Source organism: Pseudomonas sp. 313 (assembly GCF_000316965.1).
In the GTDB taxonomy this organism is placed as follows: domain Bacteria; phylum Pseudomonadota; class Gammaproteobacteria; order Pseudomonadales; family Pseudomonadaceae; genus Chryseomonas; species Chryseomonas benzopyrenica.
This window is the reverse complement of sequence record NZ_ANBZ01000031.1, coordinates 1-11,655: the sequence shown is the minus strand read 5'-3', so window position 1 is coordinate 11,655 and position 11,655 is coordinate 1. Positions and strand designations below refer to the sequence as shown.

The following is an 11,655-nucleotide window of genomic DNA, read 5'->3' as shown; positions in this document are numbered from 1 at the left end:
CATGGCGATCACGCGCTTTGCGGCTGTCGCGCTCGCCCTGGTGGTCGGTAGCCTGGCCGGCTGCGTGACCGAGGGTGACCGCAACCCCATGGATACCCGCCAGGGACGGATGCAGGCCCGTGATGCCTACATCCAGCTTGGCCTCGGCTATGTCCAGCAGGGCAACACCGAACAAGCCAAGGTGCCGTTGAAGAAGGCCTTGGAACTGGATTCCTCCAGCGCCGACGCCCATGCCGCCCTCGGGCTGGTGTTCCAGGCCCAGGGCGAGACCGAACTGGCCGATCAGGAGTATCGCCTGGCCCTGCGCGAGCGGCCCCGCGATGCCCGCATCCTCAACAACTATGGCAGCTTCCTCTATGAGCAGGGGCGCTACAAGGATGCCTACGAACGCTTCACCCAGGCCGCCGAAGACAGCCTCTACCCCGAGCGCGCGCGGGTGTTCGAGAATCTCGGCCTGACGGCCTTGCGACTCAATCAGGTCGACTTGGGCAAGGAAAATCTGGAAAAATCCCTGCGGCTGGATCGCAATCAGCCCAGGGCCCTGTTCGAATTGGCTCAATTGGCCTATCAGACGCGCGACTACGTGCCGTCTCGCAGCTATTACCAGGCCTTCAGCCAGCTCAGCCCCCAGGATGCCCGCAGCCTGTTGCTCGGGATCCGCCTCGCCGAGGTGTTCAACGATCGCAACACCGCCGCGAGCTATGCCCTGCAGCTGAAGCGCCTCTACCCGAACTCACCTGAATATCGTCAACTTCAGTCGGAGCAGAAATGACCGCAGTGCAATCCGAAGCGGTACACGCCGGACGGGGCAATCCCGGTGAGATCTTGCGTCAGAAGCGACTGGCGCTTGGCTGGAGCCAGGCCCAGGTCGCCCAGAATCTCAATCTCAGCGAGCGCATCATCGAGCAGCTCGAGTCCGGCAACTATCAGCAGATGCCGGGGCACACCTTCGCCCGTGGCTACACCAAGGCCTATGGCAAGCTGCTGGGCCTGGACCAGGTCGAACTGGTGCGTACCTTCGACAGCTACACCGGCACCGATGCCAAGGGCAGCACCGTGCACAGCCTGGGCCGCCTCGACGAGCCGGTGAGGTTGTCGCGCAATGTCCTCAGATTCGTCAGTTTCGTCCTGGTGGTGCTGATCATCGCCATGGGTCTGTTCTGGTGGCAGGAGCGCAGTCGTCAGACTTCCAGCAGCAGCGCCGTGAGCATGGAGCATGTCGAGGTCGAGGGTGCCGACGGCAAGACCGAGATCCATCCCATCGACGAGCCGGAAGAACAGCCCCCGGTCACTGCTCAGCAGCCCGCCGTCACCCTGCCGTCTCCGGTAGGCACGCCGACGCCGGATGCCAATGCCGTGGCCGCCATGACCACCCCGACCGCCGCGCCGACTCCGGCCCCGGCCAGCGGTTCGAGCACGTCCACCCCTCCGGCGCCGGCTGCAACGGCGCCTGCCGCCTCGGCCACCGCGCCTGCCGCAGCGCCTGTCGCCGGCAGCGACAGCCTCAACATCCGCTTCACCGCCAACTGCTGGACGCAGGTCAGCGACGGTACCGGCAAGATCCTTTTCAGCGGCGTGAAAAAGGGCGGCGAGAGCCTCGACTACGCCTCGATCAAGGCGCCGGTCAACATCCGTCTCGGCTTCGCTCGTGGTGCCCAGATCACCTACAACGGCCAGGTCGTCGACCTCGCGCCTTACACCAAGGGCGAGACCGCCCGCATCAAACTCGGTCAGGCCGGACAATGACGTCCGGCGACCCCATGGGAAACCAGCATGCATAGCGAATCGCCCATCAAACGTCGGTTGTCCCGCAAGATCTGGGTCGGCTCGGTGCCGGTCGGCGGCGATGCTCCCATCGCCGTGCAGAGCATGACCAACACCGAAACCTGCGACGTCGACGCCACCGTGGCCCAGGTTCAGCGCCTGCAGGACGCCGGTGCCGACATCGTGCGCATCTCCGTGCCCGACATGGACGCCGCCGAAGCCTTCGGCCGCATCAAGCAGCGGGTCAGCCTGCCGCTGGTGGCTGACATTCACTTCGATTACAAGATCGCCCTGCGCGTGGCCGAGCTGGGCGTGGACTGCCTGCGCATCAACCCTGGCAACATCGGTCGCGAAGACCGGGTCAAGGCGGTGGTCGACGCGGCCCGCGAGCGCGGCATCCCGATCCGCATCGGCGTCAACGCCGGTTCGCTGGAAAAGGACCTGCAGAAGAAGTATGGCGAGCCCACCCCGGAGGCCCTGGTGGAGTCGGCCATGCGCCATGTCGACCATCTGGAGAAGCTGGACTACCCGGACTTCAAGGTCAGCGTGAAGGCCAGTGACGTCTTCATGGCCGTGGCCGCCTACCGTCAGCTGGCCACCCGCATCGAGCAGCCGCTGCACCTGGGCATCACCGAAGCCGGCGGCCTGCGCTCGGGCACGGTGAAGTCCGCCGTGGGCCTAGGCATGCTGCTAGCCGAAGGCATCGGCGACACCATCCGCATCTCGCTCGCGGCCGATCCGGTCGAGGAGATCAAGGTCGGTTTCGACATCCTCAAGTCCCTGCGCCTGCGTTCGCGTGGCATCAACTTCATCGCCTGCCCGAGTTGCTCGCGGCAGAACTTCGATGTGGTCAAGACCATGAACGAACTGGAAGGGCGCCTAGAGGACCTGCTGGTGCCCCTGGACGTCGCGGTGATCGGCTGCGTGGTCAACGGTCCCGGCGAAGCCAAGGAAGCCCATGTCGGCCTGACCGGGGGTACGCCCAACAATCTGGTGTACATCGATGGCAAGCCGGCCTCCAAGCTGAACAACGACAATCTGGTGGACGAGCTGGAAGGGCTCATCCGCCGCAAGGCGGCCGAAAAGGCCGAAGCGGATGCCGCGCTCATCGCGCGCAGCTGAAAGATCAAGGAATAAGGCCCTTTCGTGAGCAAGTCCCTGCAAGCCATCCGTGGCATGAACGATATCCTGCCGGAGCAGACTCCGGCCTGGCGCTACCTGGAACGTACCTTCGCGACGCTGCTCGACGGCTATGGCTACCACGAGATCCGTCTGCCCATCATGGAGTTCACCGAACTCTTCGCCCGCGGCATCGGCGAGGGCACCGACGTGGTGGACAAGGAGATGTACACCTTCCTCGACCGCAACGAGGAGTCCCTGACCCTGAGGCCGGAAGGCACCGCGGGTTGCGTGCGGGCCGTGCTCGAACATGGCATGACCGGCGGTGGCCAGGTGCAGAAGCTCTGGTACGCCGGGCCTATGTTCCGTTACGAGAAGCCGCAGAAGGGTCGCTATCGCCAGTTCCACCAGATCGGCGTCGAGGTGTTCAACCTGCCCGGTCCGGACATCGACGCCGAACTGATCGTGCTCACCGCACGTCTCTGGCAGCGCCTGGGCCTGACCGACGCCGTGACCCTGCAGCTCAACAGCCTGGGTTCCAGCGCCGATCGCGCCCGCTATCGCGAAGCCCTGGTGGCCTATCTGCAGGAGCGCTTCGAGCAGCTCGACGAAGACAGCCAGCGTCGGCTGACCACCAACCCGTTGCGCATCCTCGACAGCAAGAACGCCCAGACCCAGGCGCTGCTGCAGGACGCCCCGACCCTGGCCGACTATCTGGACGACGAATCCCGCGCCCACTTCGACGGCCTCAAGGCCCGTCTGGACGCCGCCGGCATTCGCTACCAGATCAATCCCAAGCTGGTGCGTGGCCTGGACTACTACGGCCGTACGGTCTTCGAGTGGGTCACCGACAAGCTGGGCGCCCAGGGCACCGTCTGTGCCGGTGGCCGCTACGATGGCCTGATCACTCAGTTCGGCGGCAAGCCCACCCCGGGTGTCGGCTTCGCCATGGGGGTCGAGCGCCTGGTGCTGCTGCTGGAAACCCTGGAATGCCTGCCTGGCGATCTGCAGCGACCCGCCGATCTCTATCTGTGCGCCTTTGGCGAGGCGGCCGAGCTGGCCGGCCTGAAGTTGGCAGAACAGTTGCGCGATGCCCGTCCGGACCTGCGTCTGCTGGTCAATGCCGGTGCCGGCAGCTTCAAGAGCCAGTTCAAGAAGGCCGACAAGAGCGGCGCGCTCTGGGCCATGATCCTGGGTGAAGACGAACTGGCCGCGCAACAGGTGGCACTCAAGCCGCTGCGTGGCGATGCGCCCCAGGAAAAGGTCGATTTCGCGGCCCTGGCCGCCCGTCTGGACGAGATTTTGCCCCTGGCCGGTTCCGGTCGCGGGAATTGAGGAGAACGGATTTGAGTTCCATCGACGACGACAATCTGGTGGTCGCCAAGGCCTGGTGGCAGCGTAACGGCAAGCCGCTGGTGGCGGGTGGTGTCATCGCCCTGGTGGCGGTGCTCGGCTGGCAGGGCTGGCAGCGTTACCAGAACAGCCAGGCGCAAGGCGCTTCGGTGCTCTATCAGCAACTGGTGGAAGCCACGCTGGCTCCCGGTGGCAAGGTCGACACCGCCCGGGTGACGGACACCTACGGCAAGCTCAAGCAGGATTATTCCGGTACCGCCTACGCCCAGTACGGGAGCCTCTTCGTCGCCAAGGTGGCGGTAGAGAACAATCGCCTGGACGACGCCGCCGCCGAACTCAAGGCCGTAGTGGACAAGCCCCATGACGCCGAACTCGGCGAGCTGGCGCGTCAGCGACTGGCCCGGGTGCTGGCGGCCCAGGGCAAGGCCGAAGAGGGCCTCAAGCTGCTGGATGGCGAGGCGCCCAAGGCCTATGTCGCCAATCGCGAAGAATTGCGTGGCGACCTGCTGGTGGCGCTGAAGAAGCCGGCCGAGGCCCGCGCCGCCTATGAAAAAGCCCGCGCCGCGCTGCCCAACGATGCAGCCGAAGGCGTGCTGCAGATGAAACTCGATGATCTCGCCAAAGGAGACGCCTGATGTTGCGCTGGAAGCCTATCGCGGTACTGGGTCTCGCCCTTGCGGTCGTCGGGTGCAGCAGCACCGGCAAGAAGGAATTGCCGCCGGCCGAGCTGAAGGACATCAAGGCTGAAGTTCGCCTGGATGAAGTCTGGAGTCGCTCGGTGGGCGACGGCCAGGGCAAGGAATACAACCGCCTGGTACCGGCCGTCGACGGCCAGACGATCTTTGCCGCTGATGCCGACGGCCGGGTCATGGCGATGAATCGCGAGACCGGCCAGGTGCTGTGGAAGAAGGACCTGGACCTGCCGGTGTCCGGTGGGGTGGGGGTCGGCTCCGGCCTGGTGCTGGTCGGCACCCTGCGTGGCCAGGTGATCGCCCTCGACAGCGCCAGTGGCGACGAGAAGTGGCGCGCCCAGGCGTCCAGCGAAGTGCTGTCCGCCCCGGTGGTCAACAACGACGTAGTGGTCGTGCAGTCCCAGGACGACAAGCTGCAGGCGTTCGAGCTGGGCAGTGGTACCCGTCGCTGGGTCTACGAAGACACCCAGCCGGTGCTGAGTCTGCGCGGTACCGGTGCGCCCCTGGTCACCAACCAGGTGGTCATGGCCGGTTTCGCCAGCGGCAAGGTGGTCGCCCTGGACGTGCAGCGCGGCCTGCCGCTGTGGGAACAGCAGATCGCCGTGCCCAAGGGCCGTTCCGAACTGGAGCGGATCGTCGACGTGGACGGTGGTCTGTCGCTGTCGGGCGACACCCTCTATGTGGTCAGCTACAACGGCCGCGTGGCCGCGCTCAATCCGGCCAACGGCCAGATCCTCTGGCAGCGGGACGCCTCCAGCTACGACGGCGTCGCCGAAGGCTTCGGCAACGTCTACCTGAGCCTGGACAACGGCACCGTGGAAGCCGTCGAGGAATCCTCGACGTCTTCGCTCTGGACCAACGCCGATCTGGCCCGTCGCCAGCTCACCGGCCCGGTGGTCTGGTCGAGCAACGTGGTGGTGGGCGACTACGCCGGCTACATCCACCTGCTGAGCCAGGTCGACGGCCGTTTCGTCGGTCGCACCAAGGTCGACGGTGACGGCGTCCGGGTACGGCCACTGGTCGTCGGCGACATGCTCTATGTTTACGGCAATGGCGGTAAACTCGTCGCCTATCGTCTGCGCTAGAAACTATTATCCTCAACCGATGGCCGCTACCGTGAAGTTCGGTAGCGGCCATCGTGTTTTCTGCTCTGGGAGAGCCGCATGGTTCCCGTAATTGCCCTGGTGGGGCGGCCGAACGTCGGCAAATCCACGCTTTTCAACCGCCTGACCAAGACCCGGGACGCCATCGTCGCCGACTTTGCCGGCCTGACCCGCGATCGCAAGTACGGCGAAGCCAAGTGGCAGGGACGCACCTACATCGTGGTCGACACCGGCGGTATCTCCGGTGACGAGGAAGGCATCGACCTGAAGATGGCCGAGCAGTCGCTGCAGGCCATCGAAGAATCCGATGCGGTGCTGTTCCTGGTGGACTCCCGCGAAGGCATGACCGTCGCCGATCAGATGATCGCCGAGCACCTGCGCAAGCGAAACAAGCGCACCTTCCTGGTGGCCAACAAGGTCGATACCGTAGACCCGGATATCGCCCGGGCGGAATTCAGCCCGCTGGCCATCGGCGACGCCTATCCTATCGCGGCGGCCCACGGGCGCGGCGTGAACAGCCTGCTGGAAGACGCCCTGGGCGTCTTTCCCAAGGATGAGGTCGAGGTCGAGGAGCTCACCGAGGAGCAGGTGCGGGCGGCCGCGGAGGAGGGCGGTGACGTCTTCCGTCGCGTGCAGGGCATCGACGAGACCACCGGCATCAAGATCGCCGTGATCGGCCGGCCCAACGTCGGCAAATCGACCTTGGTCAACCGCATGCTCGGCGAAGAGCGGGTGATCGTCTATGACCAGGCCGGCACCACGCGCGACAGCATCTATATCCCCTTCGAGCGCAACGAAGAACGCTACACCCTGATCGACACCGCCGGCGTGCGCCGCCGCGGCAAGGTCTTCGAAGCGGTCGAGAAGTTCTCGGTGGTCAAGACGCTGCAGGCGATCCAGGACGCCAATGTGGTGATCTTCGTCATGGACGCCCGCGAAGGCGTGGTCGAGCACGACCTCAACCTGCTCGGCTTCGTGCTGGAGACCGGGCGTGCCCTGGTGATCGCCCTCAACAAATGGGACGGCATGGAGTCCGGCGAGCGCGACTACGTCAAGACCGAACTGGAACGCCGGCTGCTGTTCGTCGACTTCGCCGACATCCACTTCATCTCGGCGCTGCATGGCACTGGCGTGGGCCACCTGTACAAGTCAGTGCAGCAGTCCTTCGCCTCGGCCACCACCCGCTGGCCGACCAGTCGCCTGACCCAGATCCTCGAGGACGCGGTGCAGGAGCACCAGCCGCCGATGGTCAGTGGCCGGCGCATCAAGTTGCGCTATGCCCACCTGGGTGGCGCCAACCCGCCGCTGATCGTCATCCACGGCAACCAGACCGATGCCGTACCCAAGTCCTATACCCGCTATCTAGAGAAGACCTATCGCCGGGTGCTCAAGCTGGTGGGTACGCCGATCCGTATCGAGTACCGCGGTGGCGAGAACCCCTTCGAGGGCAAGAAAAACACCCTCACCGAGCGCCAGGTCAACAAGAAGCGCCGGTTGATGAGCCACCACAAGAAGGCCGAGAAGAAGCGCAAGGACAAGCGCCGGTAGACCGGCAGGACGTTGCGCAGGGAAAGGGGGCTCAGGGGAGCCCCCTTTTTCTTTGGTAGAGGGTTGGGGTGAGGGCGTCCCCGCGGATTCATCAGTGGAAAAGGCTGCGCCGTTTTCCACGCTACGGGGTAGCCTCCCGGCTTGGCGCGGCGGCCTCCTTGGGCACTGGCCGACCCCCTCTCCCTCTGGGAGAGGGTTGGGGTGAGGGCCTGCCCCGCGCCGGCGCTTCAAGGAAAAGGCCACGCGCTTGCCCTCACCCTGGCGCTCTCCCCAAGGGCGAGGGGATGCCTGAATTGACCGCTGCACCCAGGCGTTGGCCCGGCAAGACTTGCCCTCACGCGCAAAAAATCGCAGTCTGCCGATCTCCTTCCAGCCAGACCCGTGCCCACGCGATGATCCAGAGCAAGCTTCCCGACCTCGCCGTCACCATCTTTACCCGCATGTCCCAGCTCGCCGCCCAGACCGGTGCGCTGAATCTGTCCCAAGGCTTTCCCGATTTCGACGGCCCGGCCGAGCTGCTCGCGGCGGTCGGTCGCCATGTCGCGGCCGGTCACAACCAGTACGCGCCCATGACCGGATTGCCGGCGCTGCGCCAGCAGGTGGCGGCCAAGGTCGCCGCCTTCTATGGCCGCGAGGTGGATGCCGAGGCCGAGGTTACCATCGTGCCCGGGGCCACCCAGGGCCTGTTCTGCGCCCTGCAGACGCTGGTACGACCAGGCGACGAGGTGATCGTCTTCGACCCCTGCTACGACAGCTACGAACCCTCGGTGCAACTGGCCGGCGGGCGCTGCGTGCACGTGCCTCTGGCGCTGCCGAGCTTCGGTATCGACTGGACGGCGCTGGAAGCGGCCCTGAGTCCGCGTACCCGCGCCATCGTGCTTAATACCCCGCACAACCCCAGTGGCGCTCTGGTCAGCGCCGCCGAGTTGGATCGCCTGGCCGCACTGATCCGCGGGCGCGATCTCTATCTGGTCAGCGACGAGGTCTATGAGCACCTGATCTACGACGGCGAGCGCCATGCCAGCGTCATCGCCCACGACGAACTCTATGCCCGCGCCTTCGTGGTCAGCTCCTTCGGCAAGACCTATCACGTCACCGGCTGGAAGACCGGCTACGTGGTGGCGCCGCCGGCGCTGTCGGCCGAGTTGCGCAAGGTGCACCAGTACGTGAGCTTCTGCGGGGTGACGCCGATCCAGGCCGCCCTGGCCGACTTCATGGCCGCCCATCCCGAGCACCTCAGCGAGCTGCCGGCCTTCTACCAGGCCAAGCGCGATCTCTTCTGCGACCTCCTGGGCAACTCGCGCTTCACCTTCCAGCGCGCCGCCGGCACCTATTTCCAGGTGGTGGACTATTCCGCCATCCGCCCGGAGCTGGACGACGTGGCCATGGCCGAATGGCTGACCCGCGAGCATGGCGTCGCCGCCATTCCGCTGTCGGTGTTCTACCAGATACCGCCCGCTGACCTGCGCCTGGTGCGCTTCTGCTTCGCCAAGCGCGAAGACACCCTGCGTCAGGCAGCGGAGCGGCTATGCGCGATCTGACCCCCACCCAGGACCTGCGCCTGGCGCTGCTGCAGAGCGAACTGGCCTGGCACGACCCGGCCGCCAATCGCGCCCATTTCGAGCGTCTGCTGACGGCTGTGGGCGAGACCGACCTGGTCATCCTGCCGGAGATGTTCACCACCGGCTTTTCCATGGAATCGGCGGCCCTCGCCGAGCCCGCCGATGGGCCGACCGCCGTCTGGCTACGAGAACAGGCCCGACGTATCGGCGCCGTGGTGACGGGCAGCCTGATCGTGCAGGACGAAGCTGGACAGCATCGCAACCGGCTGCTGTGGGCGACGCCCGAAGGCGAGTTGCTGCACTACGACAAGCGTCATCTGTTTCGCATGGCCGGCGAGCACGAGCATTACGCGCCTGGCGAGCAGCGCCTGGTGGTGACCCTCAAGGGTTGGCGGATCCGCCCGCTGATCTGCTACGACCTGAGATTCCCGGTCTGGAGTCGCGCCCAGGACGATACCGATCTGCTGCTCTATGTCGCCAACTGGCCGGCGCCGCGCCGCGGCCACTGGAATCGCCTGCTGCCGGCGCGGGCCATCGAGAATCTCTGCTATGTCGCGGCGGTGAATCGTGTTGGCAGCGACGGCAACGGTCATCCCTACGCCGGTGACAGCCAGGTGCTGGACTTCCAGGGTGAGCCCCTGGTCGAGGCCGGCGCGGCGGCCGGCATCTTCCACACGACCCTGTCGGCCGCAGCCCTCATGGCCTATCGCGAGCGTTTTCCGGCGCAGCGCGATGCCGACGCCTTCCGCCTGGACTGATCAGGCCCAGAAGGGCGCGGGCTGGGCGGCATGCTGATGGATCAGGGCGACGGCCTGGTCCACGTCCGCCCCGGTGGTGTAGCGACCCAGGCTGAATCTGTAGCTGCGCGCGGCCTGTTCGGCAGATAGGCCCAGGCCCAGGAGCACATGGGAGGGCGCCGCCTTGGCCGAACTGCAGGCCGAGGTCGTCGAGAAGGCCAACTGACGCTGCAGCGCCACGGTGTCCAGTGGCGTGGCGAAGGTCAGGTTCAGGGTATGGGGAATGCGCTGCCGGGCGCAGCCATTGAGCTGCATGCCGTTCAACGTCTGCACCCCTGCCAGGAACCGTTCGCGCAATTGACCAAGACGCTCGTTTTCCCGCGCCATGGCCTGGCCGGCAAGGGCGAAGGCAGTGCCCATGCCGACGATCTGATGAGTGGCCAGGGTGCCGGAGCGCAGGCCGCGCTCATGGCCGCCGCCATGGATCTGCGCCTGCAGGGCGCCCTCGGCACGCGGACCCACATAGAGGGCGCCGATGCCCTTGGGACCGTAGGTCTTGTGCGCGGAAAAGGACATCAGATCGACATCCAGGCCGGTTAGGTCGATGGCGACCTTGCCGGTGGCCTGGGCGGCGTCCACATGGAAGAGGGCGCCACGGGCGCGGACCAGCCGGCCGATGGCGTCGATGTCGGTCAGGGTGCCCAGTTCGTTGTTCACCAACATCAGCGAGACCAGGCAGGTGTCCTCCCGCCAGGCCTGGGCGACGGCATCGAGGTTGATGAGACCTGCCGCGTCCGGCGCCAGGTAGGTGACGGCGAAGCCTTCTGCTTCCAGCTGGGCCGCGGTATCCAGGACCGCCCGGTGTTCCAGACAACTGGTGATCAGGTGGCCGCGCCCGCGACGACGGGCCACGCCGAGCAGGGCGAGGTTGTTGGATTCGGTGGCGCCGGAGGTCCAGACCAGCTGCGCGGGCTGGGCGCCGACCAGGGCGGCTACCTGCTGGCGAGCGCTATCCACAGCCTGCTGGGCGTCGTTGCCGAAGGCATGGCCGCGCGAGGCGGGATTGCCGAAGACGCCCTGGCGCCCCAGGCAACCCAGCATGGCCTCGATGACGACATCGTCGACAGGGGTGGTGGCGGCGTAATCGAAATACAGGGGATAAGCGTCCATGGCGGCCTCGAGCGATCAGATGAGAATAGGCTAGCGTCTTCATCTCGAAAGGAATTTGCTTTTCGATCGCTAACTGTGGGGTCTATGCGAATAGAATTCCTCTGTAAAGCCTTTTTGGGGAAAAGCATTTCATGGATCGCTTCGATCGCGCCATTCTCGACATCCTCCAGCAGGACAGCACCCGGTCGGTAGCTGATATCGCCGAGCGCATCGGTTTGGGCACCACCGCTTGTTGGCGGCGCATCCAGAAGCTGGAGGAGCAGGGGGTCATCCGCGCTCGGGTGGCGCTGCTCGATCCCCGCCAGCTCAACGTGGGGGTGACGGTGTTCGTCTCGGTGCGCACCAACCAGCACGCCATGGACTGGCTGCAGCGCTTCCACGCGGCGGTGGCGGCCATTCCGGAGGTGGTGGAGCTCTATCGCATGGCGGGCGACACCGACTACCTGATGCGTATCGTGGTCCCGGACATCGCCGCCTATGATGGCGTGTACAAACGGCTGATCCAGGTGCCGGGGTTGCTGGATGTCAGCTCCAGCTTCGCCATGGAGCAGATCAAGTACAGCACGGCCTTGCCGCTGGATTATGTGCGGTAGGAGCTGATAAAGAT

The 11,655-nt window shown here is 65.6% G+C and carries 11 protein-coding genes; 10 read left to right on the top strand and 1 reads right to left on the bottom strand.

Annotated elements, in window-relative coordinates; genetic code table 11:
* The first annotated feature begins 1 nt into the window (after position 1).
* The 9 genes from pilW (at position 2) to C722_RS0106575 (ending at position 9,899) form a co-directional block, all read left to right on the top strand.
* On the top strand, positions 2-772 hold the full coding sequence (gene pilW, locus C722_RS0106615; protein WP_017639748.1) for a type IV pilus biogenesis/stability protein PilW: 771 nt from the start codon (positions 2-4) through the stop codon (positions 770-772).
* Positions 769-1,746 (top strand): helix-turn-helix domain-containing protein, encoded by a 978-nt coding sequence (locus tag C722_RS0106610; RefSeq protein WP_017639747.1) that lies wholly within the window; start codon positions 769-771, stop codon positions 1,744-1,746. The genes pilW and C722_RS0106610 overlap by 4 nt, the downstream gene beginning before the upstream one ends.
* Before the next feature lie 27 nt (positions 1,747-1,773).
* Positions 1,774-2,886, top strand: a complete 1,113-nt coding sequence (gene ispG / locus C722_RS0106605; protein ID WP_017639746.1) for a flavodoxin-dependent (E)-4-hydroxy-3-methylbut-2-enyl-diphosphate synthase — start codon at positions 1,774-1,776, stop codon at positions 2,884-2,886.
* A gap of 24 nt (positions 2,887-2,910) precedes the next feature.
* Positions 2,911-4,218, top strand: coding sequence for a histidine--tRNA ligase (hisS, locus tag C722_RS0106600; protein ID WP_017639745.1), 1,308 nt, complete (start codon positions 2,911-2,913; stop codon positions 4,216-4,218).
* An 11-nt stretch (positions 4,219-4,229) separates the two neighbouring features.
* Entirely contained in the window at positions 4,230-4,871 is a 642-nt protein-coding gene (locus tag C722_RS0106595; protein WP_017639744.1) for a tetratricopeptide repeat protein, read from the top strand.
* Positions 4,871-6,013, top strand: a complete 1,143-nt coding sequence (gene bamB / locus C722_RS0106590) for an outer membrane protein assembly factor BamB (RefSeq protein WP_017639743.1) — start codon at positions 4,871-4,873, stop codon at positions 6,011-6,013. The genes C722_RS0106595 and bamB overlap by 1 nt, the downstream gene beginning before the upstream one ends.
* A 78-nt stretch (positions 6,014-6,091) precedes the next feature.
* Positions 6,092-7,579 (top strand): ribosome biogenesis GTPase Der, encoded by a 1,488-nt coding sequence (gene der, locus C722_RS0106585; protein ID WP_017639742.1) that lies wholly within the window; start codon positions 6,092-6,094, stop codon positions 7,577-7,579.
* Between the two features lie 392 nt (positions 7,580-7,971).
* Positions 7,972-9,120, top strand: a complete 1,149-nt coding sequence (locus C722_RS0106580; RefSeq protein ID WP_017639741.1) for a pyridoxal phosphate-dependent aminotransferase — start codon at positions 7,972-7,974, stop codon at positions 9,118-9,120.
* The gene (locus C722_RS0106575) at positions 9,108-9,899 is read left to right on the top strand and encodes an amidohydrolase (protein ID WP_017639740.1); all 792 of its coding nucleotides are present in this window, start codon (positions 9,108-9,110) and stop codon (positions 9,897-9,899) included. The genes C722_RS0106580 and C722_RS0106575 overlap by 13 nt, the downstream gene beginning before the upstream one ends.
* On the opposite strand, the gene C722_RS0106570 is transcribed toward C722_RS0106575, so the two are convergent.
* On the bottom strand, positions 9,900-11,048 hold the full coding sequence (locus C722_RS0106570; RefSeq protein WP_017639739.1) for an aminotransferase class V-fold PLP-dependent enzyme: 1,149 nt from the start codon (positions 11,046-11,048) through the stop codon (positions 9,900-9,902).
* 131 nt (positions 11,049-11,179) lie between these two features.
* Between C722_RS0106570 and C722_RS0106565 the strand changes: the two genes are divergently transcribed.
* Positions 11,180-11,641, top strand: a complete 462-nt coding sequence (locus tag C722_RS0106565) for an Lrp/AsnC family transcriptional regulator (protein ID WP_017639738.1) — start codon at positions 11,180-11,182, stop codon at positions 11,639-11,641.
* Positions 11,642-11,655 lie beyond the last annotated feature (14 nt).